This window comes from Rhizobium sp. RAF56 (genome assembly GCF_052113965.1).
GTDB lineage: Bacteria > Pseudomonadota > Alphaproteobacteria > Rhizobiales > Rhizobiaceae > Rhizobium.
Window position 1 is genome coordinate 201351 of record NZ_JBFRDU010000002.1, and the last position, 15584, is coordinate 216934.

Here is a 15584-nt window from a genome sequence, read left to right on the forward strand (position 1 = left end):
GCCCGCCGCGCCAGGGCACGGGGTCAAAATGCCCGGCTCGTTATCGGCTATTCGGCCGCCAGGCGGATGACCGGCGCCTCGCTTTCATGCTCCGCTTCCTTGTGCTGGATCAGTGGCCGGTTGCCCGAGAGGCGGCGGATCAGCACGTAGAAGACCGGCGTCATGAAGATGCCGAAGAAGGTGACGCCAATCATGCCCGAGAAGACGGCGACGCCCATGGCGGCACGCATTTCGGCACCCGCGCCGGTCGACGTCACCAGCGGCACGACGCCCATGATGAAGGCCATCGACGTCATCAGGATCGGCCGCAGGCGCAGACGGCTCGCCTCGACCGCCGCCTGGACCGGAGTGCGACCCTCGAATTCCAACTCGCGGGCGAATTCCACGATCAGGATCGCGTTCTTCGCCGAGAGGCCGACAAGGACGACCAGGCCGATCTGGGTAAAGATGTTGTTGTCTCCCCCGGTCAGCCAGACACCGGTCAAGGCAGCCAGCACGCCCATCGGCACGATCATGATGATCGCAAGCGGCAGCGTCAGGCTTTCATACTGGGCGGCAAGCACCAGGAAGACGAGCAGCAGGGCCAACGGGAAGACGATGACGCTCGAATTACCCGCAAGGATCTGCTGATAGGTCAGATCCGTCCACTCGAAGTCGATGCCGGGCGGCAGGGTCTCGTGCAGGATCTTCTCGATTGCCGCCTGCGCCTGGCCTGACGAGAAGCCGGGTGCCGGACCACCGTTGATATCGGCCGCGAGGAACCCGTTGTAGCGGTTCGTGCGCTCAGGACCGGTGCTCGGCTCCACCTTCAGGAGCGCGGAAAGCGGGATCATCTGGCCGGACGCCGAGCGTACCTTCAATTGGCCGATATCTTCCGGCTGTGCGCGGAATTTGGCGTCGGCCTGCACACGGACGCTGTAGGTGCGTCCGAACGCGTTGAAGTCGTTCACGTAGAGCGAACCGAGATAGATCTGCAGCGTCTGGAAGACGTCGGTGACGGAAACTCCGAGCTGCTCGGCCTTGGAGCGGTCGAGATCGGTAAAGAGCTGCGGCACGTTGATCTGATAGCTCGAGAATATGCCGGCGAGTTCGGGCGTCTGATAGGCCTTGGCAATCACCGCCTTGGTCGCATCGTCAAGCGCCCGGTTACCGAGGCCGGCGCGATCCTCGATCTGCAGCTTGAAGCCGCCCGTCGTGCCGAGACCGTTGACCGGCGGCGGCGGGAACATGGCGATGAACGCATCCTGGATGGCGCCGAACTTCTGGTTCAGCTGCATCGCGATTGCGCCGCCCGAAAGATCGGGCGTCTTGCGCTCGTCGAAGTCCTTCAGCGTCACGAAGACGATGCCGGCGTTCGAGGAGTTGGTGAAGCCGTTGATCGACAAACCCGGGAAGGCGATCGCATGGGCAACACCCGGCTGAGCAAGCGCGATGTCGGTCATGCGCTTGATGACGTCCTCCGTGCGGTCGAGGCTTGCGGCATCCGGCAGCTGGGCAAAACCGATCAGATACTGCTTGTCCTGCGACGGCACGAAGCCGCCGGGAACAGCGTTGAACAGGCTGTAGGTGGCGCCGACCAGCACGAGATAGATCACCATCACGACGCTCTTGCGCGATACCAGCCCGGAGACGCCCTTGCCGTAGTAGTTCGAACCGGCGCCGAAGGCGCGGTTGAAGCCGCGGAAGAACCAGCCGAAAATCGCGTCCATGAACCGCGTCAGCCAATCCTTCGGCGCGTTGTGCTCCTTCAGGAGAAGGGCTGCCAGCGCTGGAGAAAGCGTCAGCGAGTTGAGGGCGGAAATGACGGTTGAGATCGCGATCGTCAGCGCGAACTGCCGATAGAACTGGCCGGAAAGGCCAGAAATGAAGGCGAGCGGCACGAACACCGCAACCAGCACCAACGCGATCGCGATGATCGGGCCGGAGACTTCCTTCATGGCCTTGTAGGTCGCGGCCCGCGGACTGAGCCCGTTCTCGATGTTGCGTTCGACGTTTTCGACAACCACGATCGCATCGTCGACGACGATACCGATCGCCAGCACCAGCCCGAAGAGACTGAGCGCATTGATCGAAAAGCCGAAGGCATACATGACCGCGAACGTGCCGATGATCGACACCGGAACCGCGATCAGCGGAATGATCGAGGCACGCCAGGTCTGCAGGAACAGGATGACGACGAGGACGACGAGCGCCACGGCTTCGAGCAGCGTGTCGATGACCTTCTCGATCGAGGCGCGCACGAACTTCGTGGTGTCGTAGACGATGTCGTACTTGACGCCCGCCGGCATGGCGAGCTGCAGCTCGTCCATCGTCGCGCGGACCTGGTCTGCGATTTCGATGGCGTTCGAACCTGGAGCCTGAAGCACCGCGACGGCAACGGCGGGCTTGCCGTCGAGCAGCGAGCGCAAGGTATAGTCGGCAGCGCCGAGCTCGATGCGGGCGACGTCGCGAAGGCGGGTGATCTCGCCATTGGCGCCGGCCTTGACGATGATGTTGCCGAATTCCTCGGGCGTGCGCAGACGGCCTTGAGCGTTCACATTCAGCTGCAGATCGACGCCGGGCTTGCTTGGCGACGCGCCGATGATGCCGGCGGCGGCCTGGACGTTCTGCGAGCTGATCGCGTTGCTGATATCGCTGGCGGCGAGATTATGCTCGGCCGCCTTCTGCGGATCGATCCAGACGCGCATGGAATAGTCGCCGGCGCCGAAGACCTGCACCTGTCCGACGCCCTCGATGCGGGCGAGCCTGTCCTTGATGTTCAAGGTCGCATAGTTGCGAAGATAGGTGATGTCGGAGTTGCCGTCGGTAGAGATCAGGTTGACGACCATGATGAAATTGGGCGAGCTCTTGACCGTCGTGATGCCGAGCGTGCGCACTTCCACCGGCAGGCGCGGCTCGGCCTGGCTGACACGGTTCTGCACCAGCTGCTGTGCCTTGTCCGGATCGGTGCCGAGCTTGAAGGTGACGGTCACGGTGAGCACACCATCGGACGTCGCCTGGCTGGACATGTAAAGCATGCCCTCGACGCCGTTGATCTGCTCTTCGAGCGGGGTCGCCACGGTCTCGGCGATGACGCTCGGGTTGGCGCCGGGATAAATGGCGCGCACGACGATCGACGGCGGCACGACCTCCGGATATTCGGAGATCGGCAGCAGCTTGAGACCGATCAAACCAGCCACCAGAATGAGGATCGACAAAACCCCGGCGAAGACCGGGCGGTCGATGAAGAAACGGGAAAAGTTCATGTCAGAGCCCTTTCCAGGCGACATAAGGTTCTTGGCGCCGCACGGCAGTACCGGCGGCATTCCACAGATCGGGAAAAGCGTTGGCCGGAAACCGTGGTCTCCGGCCATGAACCGCTACTTTGCGGCAGCGACCTTCTGTTCCGGCTGCGGATCGACTAGGGCGCCCGGCCGCACACGCTGGAGGCCGTTGACGATGATGCGGTCGCCGGCGTTGAGGCCGGATTCCACGATCCGCATGCCGTCGGCAGCACCGCCGAGCACGATTTGACGATAGGCGGCCTTGTTATCCGCGCCGACAACCAAGACGAACTTCTTGTCCTGGTCGGTGCCGATCGCGCGCTCGCTGATCGTCAGCCGGTTTTCCGCCTTCGGTTCGCCCATGCGCACCCGCACGAATTGCCCTGGGATCAATCGACCGCCGGGATTGTCGAACACCGCGCGGACGCCGATGGTGCCGCTTGCAGCGTCCACCTGGTTGCCGATGAGCTGGAGGCGCCCGACGATCGGCGTGCCCTCGTCATTGCTTGTCCCGATCTCCACCGGGATCTGTTCGACCGGCGGGTTGGCGCCATCGTCAGAGGCAATTTCGCTGAGAGCCTTGGTCACCACCTGCTCGCTGGCATTGAAGCCGGCGTAGATCGGATTGACCGAAACCAGCGTCGTCAGCGCAGGCGAAGCCGAACCGGCGGCGACGAGATTGCCGACCGTCACCTCCAGCTTGCCGACACGCCCGGCGATGGGGGCATGAACCTCGGTGTAATCGAGGTTCAGCTGCGCCGTCTGCAATGCCGCCTGCGCGGCCTTCAGGTTGGCGTTCGCCTCGCTGAAGGCGCCGGCTCGCTGGTCGAGATCGCTCTGGGAAATCGTGCGGTTGTCCGAGAGCCTATGGCCGCGGTCGAGTTCGACCTTGGCCAGATCTAGTCTGGCTTCCGCCGCTCCGACCTGCGCCTGCGCCTGCGCGACTGCCGCCGCATAGGGAGCGGGGTCGATGGTTACGAGGAGGTCGCCTTGCTTGACGAGCGCGCCTTCGCGGAAGTGCACCGATTGAATGGCGCCGGCCACGCGCGGCCGAACCTCGACGCGGTCGATTGCCTCGAGGCGGCCGGAAAACTCCTGCCAGGTCTTGACATCGCGCGACTCGACGATTGCAACCGTCACCGGTACGGCTACGACTGCCGCGGCGGCCGCAGGCTCACCGGCGACCGCCAGGCGCGGCAATTCAAGATAGAACGCGGCGCCCGCTAAGGACGCAGCTACACCGATGCCGGCACCCCACAGGGCCCAGCGCTTGTCGTTGGACTTCATCTTTTCTCTCCATGTCCGGCACCGTCTTGGGATCCGGTGCCGTGAAAATCATTGCGTCAAATTATTCGGGCCGAGCCCGCATGTCCTCGACGAAAGCCTCAAAAATCTGGCCAACCTTCTCCTGCCAGAGCGGCTTGTCGCCGGAATGCCCGCCGTAGATCGTCGACCAACCCATCCCGGCGGGGAGGATTTGCTGATTGACCGAGACACCCGCCTCTTTCAGGCGGTCGCCGTATCCCGTACTTTCATCGCGCAGCGGGTCGTCCTGGGCCGTCAGGATCATCGCCGGCGCCACGCCGCCAAGCCGCGAACAGAAACGCGGCGCGGCGTAGGGGTGACACACTCCGCCGAGGAAGCCGAGATAGCGGTTCCATCCGTCGACCCAGCGTTCCCGCATGCCGCTCTCTTCCGCCCGTCGAAAGGACTTCGTCCCCATGAACGGATCAAGCAGCGGGGAGATCAGAATCTGACCGTCCAGCATGCCCGGCATCTGGTCGCGCGCTTTGAGCGCAACGCCTGCCGCCAGGTTGCCGCCCGCTTCCTCGCCGGCGACGAAAAGCAGCGATTTCTTCGCGCCGAGCAGCGTGCGCTTGCGGCTCAGATAAGCGAGGATCGCAAAGGCCGATTCCAGCGCCTTCGGAAAAGCACTGCGATCCGGCCCACGCTCGTCCGGCGTCACCACGATCGCGCCGGCATCCGCAAGACAGCGGGCAACCGGCATTTCAAGCTCTTCCGCCTTGTCGAGAAAGGCGCCACCATGCAGATAGAGCACCAACGGTGCGGTTTTCTTGTCGACATCACGGTGACAAACCCTCACCGTCACCGGGCCTTCGGCGATGCCGTCCAGGACGACATCCTTCCACTGCGCGGTCATTGCGCACTCCTTTTTCGAGCACATCGAGCGGCAGTTCGGCCGCGAGTGCTCCCATCACTTGAAGCCAACATATGGTTATTCCGTTTTGAGAATAAGTAGCCTATATTCGATCAGACTATTCAGACGGCCGAACAATGGCACTATTCTGATCGATCAGGGGTTCCTAGAAGATGGACCAGCTTTCAGCGATGCGGGCATTTGCCCGCGTGGTGGAAACGGGCAATTTCACCCGAGCGGCGACCACGCTCTCCATGCCCAAGGCGACGGTGACGACGCTCATCCAGTCGCTTGAGGCGCATCTGCACACCAAGCTGCTCAACCGCACCACGCGACGCGTGATGGTGACGACCGACGGCGCGCTTTACTACGAACGCGCTGTCCAGATCCTGTCGGAGATCGACGAGCTCGACGGCAGCGTCAGCAGTTCGCAGAGCTTGCCGAGCGGGCGCTTGCGAGTCGAAATGGGCGGCGCCTTCGCCGACGACCTCGTTATCCCCGCGCTTGGCGACTTCCACAAGCGTTATCCGGATATCCGCATCGATCTCGGCGTCGGCGATCGACTGGTCGACTATCTGGCCGAAAACGTCGACTGCGCGCTGCGAGCCGGCACGCCGAGCGACCTGTCGCTGATCGCGCGACGCGTCGCCGAGGTGCCGTTCGTAACCTGTGCCGCTCCGTTCTACATCGAGAAATTCGGCATGCCCGAGCGTCCCGAGGACCTGGAGACGGATCACTACGCGGTCAGCTATTTCCGCGCCCAGACCGGCAAGACCATGCCGTTCGAATTCACCCGCGGCAACGAAGCGTTGGAGATCAACCCGCGCTACGTGCTTTCCGTCAACGACGGCCGAAGCTATGTCTCGGCGACCATCAGCGGCCTCGGCATCGTTCAGGCGCCGACCTTCATGGTCCGCGACGCGCTGGCGGAAGGAAAGCTTGTGAAAGTGCTTGCCGACTGGAACCGCCCACCGATGCCGCTGCATATCGTCTATCCGCCGAACCGGCATCTCAGCAACAAGGTCCGCGTCTTCGTCGACTGGCTGGCGAAGCTCCTGGTAACCTCCAAAGTCGGAGACGCATGACTGATGACTGCCGAAATGAAATCATCCGCGCCTGAAGCAGCCAAAAGCAGGCAAACTCGCAAGCCAGGGCGCGTGGGAGGGGGGGAGCTTTGATCTCTGTGCGCGCCACAAGATATCGTCCCCAAGAATCATGGCGTCGGAACGGTTCCCTCCGCATACCCTTCGCTCTAAGATAGAGCCGGGGAAGCAATCCCCATAAGCAAGAAGGACGTCAACGTGCGCATCGCCCTGGAACCGGTATCCTCCCGAACGACGATCCAGGAGGGCGTGTATCAGCAGCTCCGCAATGCCCTGATGGCCGGAAACTTCGATCCGGGCCAGACGCTGACAATCGCCTCGCTCGCCGAAACCTTCGGCACCAGCAACATGCCGGTGCGCGAGGCGCTGCGGCGGCTTGCGGCGGAAAACGCGCTCGAAGTGGCGCCGAACGGCTCGGCGCGCATTCCCGCGGTGACGATCGCACGCCTCGACGATCTCTGCCGCGCCCGCATCGCGGTCGAGGGCCTAGCAACCGAGCTCGGCGCGCCGCGTCTGACGACAAGCGATATCGCGACGTTGGATCGGATCGCCGAAGAGCAGCATTCGATCGGCCGCAACAGCAATGTCTATGAGCTGATGGCGCGGAACCAGCAGTTTCATTTCACCATCTACAGCGCATCCGGCTCCGAGGTGCTGCTGCAGCTGATCGAGACGCTGTGGCTGCGCTTTGGCCCCTATATGCGCATGCTTTCGGCCTCGGTCGAACCACGCATGCGCAGCGGTGAGATCGACCCCGCCGATCTGCATTTGCCCATCATCGAGGCCTTGAAGGCCGGCGACTTTGTCCGCGCCCGCGACGGCGTGATCAATGACATCCGCCGGACCCATGATATCCTGCGCGACTACTGCCCCGCCGGAGAAGAAGAACCCCGCGGCAAGGGCTCGGCTTTGGCTTCGCGGCGCTAATCCCGCCCCTCCCGGCAATCGGCAGGCGCAACTGTTTCCCATTCATGCTATGGAATGAGGCAGGCAGCCTGAACGCCGAGGGGATACGGGGATGGTTCACTACTACATCACGCTGCGCAAGGTTTCCGGCGGGCAGTTCACCAACGAAGTCGATCTCGGCGCGGTCCGATACCTGCGGGTGCCGGACGGGCGCTTGCCGAACCCCAGCGACGCCATAGCGCGCACGCAATGGGTCAGGGAAGTCATCGCATCCTTTCCCCTTCGCGATCACGACGGCAAGCAGATACCGACCGGCGACCTCGCCTTCTTCGTCCATGGCTTCAACAACACCGTCGCCTCCGTCTCGGCGCGCCAGGCGCAGCTCCAGGCCGGGATCAATCAGGATGGATACGCCTGCGAGGTGGTCAGCTTCGACTGGCCGAGCGAGGGCACGACGATTGCCTATCTCGCCGATCTCGATCATGTAAAGAAAACTGCGATCCAGCTCGTCAACGCTGCGATATTGCCCTTCGTGCAGGCGCTGCAGATCGACTGCGACATCCGCATTCACGTCATCGGCCATTCGATGGGCGCTTTCCTCATTCGCGAGGCCTTCGATCACGCCGACACCAACAGCCGCGCGGCTTCCGCGACCTGGACGGCCAACCAGATGGTCTTGCTTGCCGGCGACGCCAGCGCTGCGAAATTTTCGAAGTCGAATTCGGAAACCGAAAGCCTCTTTCGCCATTGCTACCGGCTGACGAACTATTGGAGCGGCTACGATGCAGCACTTCAGGTCTCCAATCTCAAACGCCTCGGCCTTGCCGCGCGCGTCGGTCGCGTCGGCCTGCCTGCGGATGCTCCGGATAAGGGGACCAACGTCGATTGTTCTCAGCACTATCTGGCGCAATACGGGACCGGACATGATGTCTCGCAGACCCATTCCTGGTATTTCACCGACGCCACGTTCCTTAAGGATCTGCGCCTGACGTTGCAGGGCGCCATCGACCGCTTCAAGCTGCCGACCCGCATCACGCTTGCCGACCGGACGCAGCATCTGATCGATTGAAAAAGCGGGCGACGAGAAACTGCTTGAACTCTAAAATATCTTGTGATCAAATGATCAACACATCAGATGTCGCGGCCTGAAAGCCGGGCGCGATTTCCTTTCTCGACCCTTAGTAAGAGGCACTTCTCATGAGCGCTCCCCTGACCAAGTCGGATTTCACCGGCCAGAACAGCTTTCCCGTCGACGAAATCCGCGCAATGTTCCCGGCGCTTCAGAAGGCCGGCGACTTCATCTTCCTCGATAATGCCGGCGGCGCGCAGGTGCCCCAGGCTGTCGTCGACGCAGTCGCCAACCACCTGATCGACTACAACGTCCAGCGCATGGCGAAATACCAGCACAGCCAGGGCGTGGATCGCAACCTTGACGAAGCCCGCGAGAGCGTGGCGCTTCTCGTCAACGCCTATCGTCCCGAGGAAATCTCCTTCGGCCTGAATGCCACCTCGTTCATCCGCCTCGTCAGTCTCGGCATCGCCAAGCTGCTGTCCGAGCGTAACGAGATCGTCGTCACCGACATGGACCATGACGCCAATATCGCCACCTGGCTGGCGCTCGAGGCCGATGGCGCCAAGGTCGTCTGGTGGCGCATGCGCGAAGACGGCACGCTGCATGTCGAAGACCTGAAGCCGCTCCTGAACGACCGCACCCGTCTCGTCGCCTGCACCGTCACCGCTCACTCGATCGGCACCATCGTCGACGTCGAGGCGGTCGGCAAGCTGGCGCATGCCGCCGGCGCCGAAGTTTTCCTCGACTGCGTTCACTACGGCCCGCATGGCCTGATCGACGTTAGGGCCTGGGATTGCGACTATCTGGTCTGCTCCGGCTACAAGAATTTCTCGCCGCACATGGGCTTCCTCTGGGGTCGCTACGACGCGCTCGTCAAGCTGCCGACCTTCAAGGAAGACTTCATTCCCGACGTGCCGCCCTACAAGATCGAAGTCGGCACCTTCACCTATGAGAACGTCGCCGGCATGAACGCCGCGGTAAAATATCTCGAAGCGCTCGGCCGCCGTTTCCTGCCGGCCGGCGAGCATTCCCGCCGCGAGGCGCTCGTTGCTGCCATGAGCACGATCCGCGAGTATGAAACGACGCTGTCGCGCGAGCTTATCGCCATTCTCAAGCGCCATGGCGCTGTCATCTACGGCGTTTCAGACGAAACGCAGATGGAAAAGCGCGTACCGACGATCTGCTTCAACATTCCCGGCATCAAGCCGCAGACCATCGCCCAGGAAATGGGAGAAGCCCGCATCGGCTTGCGCGACGGCCACATGTTCGCACCGCGGCTGATGAAGCGCCTGGGCCTCACCATGGAAGAAGGCGCGCTGCGCATTTCCATGGTCCACTACAACAAACTCGAAGAAGCGGCCCGCTTCGACAAGGTGCTTGGAGACATCATCGCGCGGCATCGGTAAGCCGCACGATGAGCAGTGGCGGGCGCCCGAACATCTCCCGCCACTGCACCCGCATAGCTGCGGCGCTGGGAAGCGGCGCAGCCGCCGGTGTATCCTCCGCGACGGAAGCACCCTCACCTATCTTCCGACTGCCACACCAGAGCATAGCTCGTGCTTCGCCCGCCCGCCGCTTCGCGGACCAGAATGCCCTCGGTGACCAGTGCTTCGATGTCGCGCAACGCGGTATCCTGCGAGCATTTCTCGATCTTTGCCCATTTCGAGGTGGTGAGCTTTCCCTCGAAGCCGTCTAGCAACTTGTTGAGCATGCTGCGCTGTCTCGCATTGAACGGCATTGACGCGTGTTTCCCCCAGAAACGAGCCTTCATCGAAACCGATGAGAGAGTAGCCTCCGCGCCCTCAAAAGCGCGATCGAGACATGCGAGAAACCAGTCCAGCCATTCCGTCACGTCGAGATCGCCTTTCTGGGTCTTCTCCAAGAGGTCGTAATAGACCTTTCTCTCGTTTCGGATTTGCGACGACATGCTGTAGAAACGCTGCGGCGTTGCCTCCGAGCGCGCCAGCGCCATGTCGGCGATTGCCCGGGCAATGCGGCCGTTGCCATCTTCGAACGGATGGATCGTCACAAGCCAGAGATGCGCGAGCGCAGCCTTGATGATGCCGTCAATCGTATCGGTCGCGTTGAACCAATCGATGAAGGCCCGCATCTCGGCTTCAACACGGCTTGCCTCCGGCGCCTCGAAATGGACCTTTTCCCGTCCAATGGGGCCGGAGATCACCTGCATCGGCCCAGTGCGGTCGTCACGCCACGACCCGACGAGAATGCGCGTCATACCGCTGCGTCCAGTTGGAAATAGTGATGCATGCCAGGCAAACAGACGTTCCGCATTGAGCGGTGCTTCAAACCGCTGCGTCGCATCGAGCATCATTTCGACGGATCCATCAACCTGCCGGTCGGAGTGAACCAGGCCCGCTATCTCCACTCCCAACCGGCGCGCGATGGAGGAGCGGACCTGCTGGCGGTCTAGCAACTCCCCCTCGATCTCGCTGCTCTTGAGCACATCGTCCGTCAGTGCTTGCATGACGGCCTCCGTGCGCATGGGAAACCCTAGCGAACCCATGCGACCGATCAACCGGCCCTGGCGATATCGGGTCGCGCTGAGGTGCGTCGATAGAACGTCGCTGTCCCATCGGAATGAAGGCCAATCCGGCCGATGATGGATAAAGATCATTCTCCGCACTCCATGCGGAGAATATGCGGTCTATTATCCGCAAAGTCAAAATATTCTCCGCAAAAGATGCGGAGAATAGACGGTCTATTCACCGCACCCTCAAACGCGGTAGCCCGCCCGCTTCAAGATCGGGAGAACCCGGTCGCAGAAGAAGGGAAGCTCCTGCGTATAGTTGACGAAGGAAAGCGCGATGCCGGCGTAGCCTTGAGCGGCGATCGCCATCATCTCCTCGGCGATCTTCTGCGGCGTTCCGACGAGGGGATAGCTGCCCGCCCCGCCGGCGAAGCGCTGACGGTAGCGTTCATAGGCTTCGCGGTCGTGCGACTGGGAGAATTCCTTCTTGCCGGCCATATGGGCGTCGACGGCCTCGTGATCTGCCATTGTCACCGCATAGCGGGTATAATAGTCCTCCGCTTCGGCCTGCGTCTCGCGGCAGATGACGTGGCAGACCGTGTAGACACCGACGTCGCGTCCGTTCTTCTGCGCCCGTTCGCGGATGTCCACGACATGCTTTCCAGCTTCCGCGATCTCGGTGAAGGTGGTGAAGAGGTAGTCACAGCTTGCCGCGGCGAAGTCCCGGCCGGGGCCGCCGAAGGCGGCGTTCATCGTCACCGGCCGCGGCGCCTGCAGGCTTGCCGGCCGGCTCACCGCCTCCTTCAGCGTATAGTAGGCTCCCGCATAGTCGAAGGGCTGCTCGGGACCATAGGCCCGCTCGACGATCTCCAGCCACTCCGCCGCCTGGTCGTAGCCCTTTTCGACGAGCGGTACGCCGAACATGCCGAATTCCTTGGGGTTCCAACCGCAGACGATGTTCAGCCCCGCCCGGCCCTGGCTGATGTGATCGACCGTCGCCAACGCCTTTGCCGCGTAGAGCGGATGCACCAACGGCACATGAACCGTCATGAAAAGGCCGATCTTCTCGGTCGCTGCCGCCAGGCCGGCCGCCCAGGTGAATGTCTCGAACGACCATTCGCGCACGCGGTTCTTGCCGCCGAAACCGCGCCAGCGGGCGATCGGCAGAAAAAATTCAAGACCGGCGCGATCGGCGATCTGGGCGGCGGTGAGATTGTCCTGCCACCCTGCAGTCCAGCGTTCCGGTACATCGGTTATGGCAAGCCCGCCATCGGCATTGGCGGAAAAGACGCCCAGTTTCAAGCGGTTGGGGCCTTTCAGCGGATGCGGTTTCGTCATGGGCGGTTCCTCCTTGCCATCGGTTGATACGCTACGACGCCGGTAAATTATTTCAAGCCTAAAACAGGTTGCGCCATCGGCGGCGATATGTTTCGATCTGCACGAGAACTGCGATTGCAGCATCCGGAGGAGACGCGTTGAGCCATTTTCGCAAGAACTGCATCGATCGTCAGCGGGTCGTCGGGATGTTTTCGGCCATTCCGCACCCCGTGGCGATCGAGGTTGCGGCGCAGGCGCAGCCTGATTTCCTCTGTATCGACTGGGAGCATTCGCAGATCGGACGCGAGCGCATCGAGGACCTGATCCGCGCCGCCGACCTTCATCGCGTGCCGGCCATGGTGCGCGTGCCGGGCCAGACGCCCGAGGCGATCGCCGCCGTACTCGATGCGGGCGCGAAAGGGGTCCTCGTGCCGCGGGTTTCGAATGCCGCACAGGCGCGCGCGGCCGTCATGGCGACGCGCTATCCGCCGGTCGGCGAAAGGGGCGTCGGGCCGGGCCGCGCGGCGGCTTACGGCTATCGCATCCCCGACTATCTCACCAAGGCGAACGACGAGATCCTGCTCGCCATCCAGATCGAGACGGCCGAGGGACTTGCGAATGTTGCCGAGATTGCCGCCGTCGACGGCATCGACGTGCTGTTCATCGGTCCCGGCGACCTTTCCGTCTCGATCGGAGCCTTCGGACCGGATGGCAAGGCAACACTCGACAAGGCAATCGGCGACATTACCCGCGCCGGGCTTGAAGCAGGGCGCACCGTCGGTCTCTTCCGTGCCTCGACGGCCGATATCGCCGACTGGTCGGCGACCGGCATCAGCTTCTTCATTCTCGCCAGCGACACGATGTTCCTCGGCGCCGCCGTCGCTGCCGAAATGGCGCAGGCACGCAAGTCGATGGCGCAAACCGGCGGGACTGAGCGCAAATAGAATCCAGCTTACCTGGCCCTGGAGAGCAATACCTTTAAGCTTAAAATTTCCCCTTGAAATGCGCGGTATTTTGTATAACGATCCCCTAAAAGTGAGGGTTGTTCACCGAGTGCAGTCGCCTTTGGGGCGAAGCTCCAGCCAATCCGATTTCCAAGGAAAAATTCATTGACCGCTCAATCCTCCGATAGCGCTAAGCCGGTCCTCGGCGCACGCCACGCATTTGACGGCATTCGTGCCCAGATCCGCGATCTCCACACCGAAAATATCGCAGCGCTCGCCATGCGCGCCCGCGAACTCGGCGGCGTCATTCCGCTGTGGTACGGCGAGGGCGACATGGTGACCCCCGCCTTCATCCGCGAGGCAGCCAAGCAGGCGCTGGACGAGGGAATGACCTTCTACATTCCGAACATGCGCGGCTACGGCCCCCTCAACGAAGCGCTTTCGGATTATCAGTCGCGGCTGCATGGCCGGCCGATCCCGATCGAGCGCACGACGGTGGCGCCGAGCGGCATGCAGGCGCTGTACATGGCGTTGGAAATGCTCGTGGACGTCGGCACCAACGTCGTCTACGTCGCGCCGCAATGGCCGAACATTCACAACGCCATCCATCTGATCGGCGGCGAGCCGCGCCCGCACTTTCTCGATTTCGACACCGATTTCCGGCTTGACCTCGACAAGTTGTTTGCCCGCTGCGATGCGCGCACCCGCGCCATCTTCCTGTCCACGCCGTCGAACCCGACGGGCTGGACCGCCACGCGCGAGGAAATGCAGGCGCTGCTCGATTTCAGCCGCCGCACCGGCATCTGGATCATTTCGGACGAGGTCTACGGTCGTCTCTATTTCGACGGCCCGGTTGCCCCGTCCATCCTGCAGATCGCCGAGGACAACGATCGCGTCATCTCGATCAACAGCTTCTCCAAGGCCTGGGCGATGACGGGCTGGCGCATCGGCTGGCTGACGCATCCGTCGGGCGTTGCCGACCAGCTTGCCGCCATGACCCAGTACATCAACAGCGGGACGCCGGGCATGGTTCAGGCCGCGGCCCTGGCGGCGATCCGCGACGGCGAGCCGCTGATCGAGGAGATCCGCGGCAAGGTGAAGGCCGGCCTCGACCTCGCCTACGACAAGCTGCCGCAGATCCCGGGCATGATCCTGCCGGAAAAGCCGCGCGGCGGCATGTATGCCTTCTTCGCTCTCGAGGGAGAGGCGGATGCGAGGGCCGCATGTGCACGCATTCTCGAAAAGGCGCGCGTCGGTCTTGCGCCCGGATATCTCTTCGGCGATTCTTCGCGCGCCTTCCTGCGCATGTGCGTATTCCGCGACATCGAACAGGTGCGAACCGCGCTCGACCGGATGGTCGACGCCATGAAATGACGGGCTGCCAGAAGCAGTCCGGCAATGCCCCCGCAGCCGGTGACGCCTGCGGGTTAAAACCAGAGGGAGACCAACGAAATGAATTTTACCCGTCGTAACCTATTGGCCTTGGCGGCCGTCGTCGGCATCGCCGGCGGCGCATCCGGTGCCTATGCCGCCGACACGTTGAATGTCGGCTCCTACCCGAGCAACCCGCCGTTCGAATACAAGGCCGATACCGGCGTATTCGAAGGGTTTGAGGTCGATATCGTCACCGAGGCCGCCAAGCGCGCCGGCCTGACGCCCGAGATCGCCGACTACGGCTTCCAGGCGCTCTTCGCCGCCACCAGCTCCAAGCGCATCGATGCCGCGATCTCCTCGATCACCATTACGCCCGAGCGCCTGAAGTCGCAGTCCTTCACGCAGCCCTACTACGATTCCGACATGGGCGTCGCGACCACGACCGCCAGCTCGATCAAGGGCCTCGACGACCTGAAGGGCAAGATCGTCGGCGTTCTCTCCGGCTCCACCGGCGAAAAGTGGGCGAAGGAACAGAAGGACGCCAAGGGCTTCAGCGATATCAAGGGTTACAATACCCAGCAGGACGTGCTGCTCGACCTGACCGCCGGCCGCGTCGACGCCGTGATCAGCGACGTACCGGGCATGCAGTACGCCTTCAAGAAGATGAAGGGCCTGGAAGTGCGCGAACGCATCAAGACCGGCGAACAGTACGGCCTGATGATGACGAAGGACTCCCCGATGCTGCCAAAGATCAACGACGCCATCACCGCGATGAAGAAAGACGGCACGCTGCAGAAGATCCACGTCAAGTGGTTCGGCGCCGAAGCACCCGCCGATTCCTCCACTGCGGTCGAAAAAGCCATCCCCAAGGCGTGATCAAACGATCATCTTGTTGACATCGACATGCCGGCCGGGTTCAGGCCGGCATGTCCTTGACCGCCTACCCTTCTCCTCACGTA

General features: G+C 62.5%; 12 protein-coding genes. 7 read left to right on the plus strand and 5 right to left on the minus strand.

Translation table 11 applies throughout. The annotated features are described in order from the left end of the window. Window positions 1–47: 47 nt before the first annotated feature. The 3 genes from AB4048_RS02900 to AB4048_RS02910 form a co-directional block, all read right to left on the minus strand. On the minus strand, window positions 48–3245 hold the full coding sequence (locus AB4048_RS02900) for an efflux RND transporter permease subunit (protein WP_442200405.1): 3198 nt from the start codon (window positions 3243–3245) through the stop codon (window positions 48–50). A 114-nt stretch (window positions 3246–3359) separates the two neighbouring features. Further along, window positions 3360–4550: an efflux RND transporter periplasmic adaptor subunit gene (locus AB4048_RS02905; protein WP_442200406.1), complete on the minus strand. Its 1191-nt coding sequence runs from the start codon at window positions 4548–4550 to the stop codon at window positions 3360–3362. Window positions 4551–4611: 61 nt separating this feature from the next. Further along, entirely contained in the window at window positions 4612–5424 is an 813-nt protein-coding gene (locus AB4048_RS02910) for an alpha/beta hydrolase fold domain-containing protein (RefSeq protein ID WP_442200407.1), read from the minus strand. Between the two features lie 170 nt (window positions 5425–5594). Here AB4048_RS02910 and AB4048_RS02915 point away from each other — a divergent pair, with 170 nt between their 5' ends. The 4 genes from AB4048_RS02915 to AB4048_RS02930 all read left to right on the plus strand — a co-directional run bounded on the left by AB4048_RS02915 (window position 5595) and on the right by AB4048_RS02930 (window position 9908). Next, window positions 5595–6506 (plus strand): LysR family transcriptional regulator, encoded by a 912-nt coding sequence (locus AB4048_RS02915; RefSeq protein ID WP_442200408.1) that lies wholly within the window; start codon window positions 5595–5597, stop codon window positions 6504–6506. A gap of 216 nt (window positions 6507–6722) precedes the next feature. Then, window positions 6723–7451 (plus strand): GntR family transcriptional regulator, encoded by a 729-nt coding sequence (locus AB4048_RS02920; protein WP_442200409.1) that lies wholly within the window; start codon window positions 6723–6725, stop codon window positions 7449–7451. Window positions 7452–7542: 91 nt separating this feature from the next. After that, a complete protein-coding gene (locus AB4048_RS02925; protein ID WP_442200410.1) occupies window positions 7543–8499 on the plus strand; it encodes an alpha/beta fold hydrolase in 957 nt (318 codons plus the stop codon). A gap of 128 nt (window positions 8500–8627) precedes the next feature. After that, window positions 8628–9908 carry a cysteine desulfurase-like protein gene (locus AB4048_RS02930; protein ID WP_442200411.1) on the plus strand — a complete coding sequence of 427 codons (1281 nt, stop codon included), beginning with the start codon at window positions 8628–8630 and terminating at the stop codon, window positions 9906–9908. A 113-nt stretch (window positions 9909–10021) separates the two neighbouring features. Here the strand turns inward: AB4048_RS02930 and AB4048_RS02935 are convergent, their stop codons facing one another. Together AB4048_RS02935 and AB4048_RS02940 are read right to left on the minus strand one after the other, a co-directional pair. Then, entirely contained in the window at window positions 10022–11137 is a 1116-nt protein-coding gene (locus AB4048_RS02935) for a Fic family protein (RefSeq protein WP_442200412.1), read from the minus strand. 99 nt (window positions 11138–11236) lie between these two features. Next, complete coding sequence (locus AB4048_RS02940) at window positions 11237–12328, minus strand: LLM class flavin-dependent oxidoreductase (RefSeq protein ID WP_442200413.1); 1092 nt, start codon at window positions 12326–12328, stop codon at window positions 11237–11239. A 137-nt stretch (window positions 12329–12465) separates the two neighbouring features. Here AB4048_RS02940 and AB4048_RS02945 point away from each other — a divergent pair, with 137 nt between their 5' ends. The 3 genes from AB4048_RS02945 to AB4048_RS02955 all read left to right on the plus strand — a co-directional run bounded on the left by AB4048_RS02945 (window position 12466) and on the right by AB4048_RS02955 (window position 15501). Next, entirely contained in the window at window positions 12466–13251 is a 786-nt protein-coding gene (locus AB4048_RS02945) for an HpcH/HpaI aldolase family protein (protein ID WP_442200414.1), read from the plus strand. A 165-nt stretch (window positions 13252–13416) separates the two neighbouring features. Continuing rightward, entirely contained in the window at window positions 13417–14625 is a 1209-nt protein-coding gene (locus AB4048_RS02950; protein ID WP_442200415.1) for a pyridoxal phosphate-dependent aminotransferase, read from the plus strand. Between the two features lie 78 nt (window positions 14626–14703). Then, window positions 14704–15501, plus strand: a complete 798-nt coding sequence (locus tag AB4048_RS02955) for an ABC transporter substrate-binding protein (protein ID WP_442200416.1) — start codon at window positions 14704–14706, stop codon at window positions 15499–15501. The last annotated feature ends 83 nt before the right edge of the window (window positions 15502–15584 follow it).

Bases quoted from the DNA above. Each gene is read 5' to 3' on its own strand.
- AB4048_RS02900 (WP_442200405.1), bottom strand. From the start codon at position 3,245: ATGAACTTTTCCCGTTTCTTCATCGACCGCCCGGTCTTCGCCGGGGTT.
- AB4048_RS02905 (WP_442200406.1), bottom strand. From the start codon at position 4,550: ATGAAGTCCAACGACAAGCGCTGGGCCCTGTGGGGTGCCGGCATCGGT.
- AB4048_RS02910 (WP_442200407.1), bottom strand. From the start codon at position 5,424: ATGACCGCGCAGTGGAAGGATGTCGTCCTGGACGGCATCGCCGAAGGC.
- AB4048_RS02915 (WP_442200408.1), top strand. From the start codon at position 5,595: ATGGACCAGCTTTCAGCGATGCGGGCATTTGCCCGCGTGGTGGAAACG.
- AB4048_RS02925 (WP_442200410.1), top strand. From the start codon at position 7,543: ATGGTTCACTACTACATCACGCTGCGCAAGGTTTCCGGCGGGCAGTTC.
- AB4048_RS02930 (WP_442200411.1), top strand. From the start codon at position 8,628: ATGAGCGCTCCCCTGACCAAGTCGGATTTCACCGGCCAGAACAGCTTT.
- AB4048_RS02935 (WP_442200412.1), bottom strand. From the start codon at position 11,137: ATGATCTTTATCCATCATCGGCCGGATTGGCCTTCATTCCGATGGGAC.
- AB4048_RS02940 (WP_442200413.1), bottom strand. From the start codon at position 12,328: ATGACGAAACCGCATCCGCTGAAAGGCCCCAACCGCTTGAAACTGGGC.
- AB4048_RS02955 (WP_442200416.1), top strand. From the start codon at position 14,704: ATGAATTTTACCCGTCGTAACCTATTGGCCTTGGCGGCCGTCGTCGGC.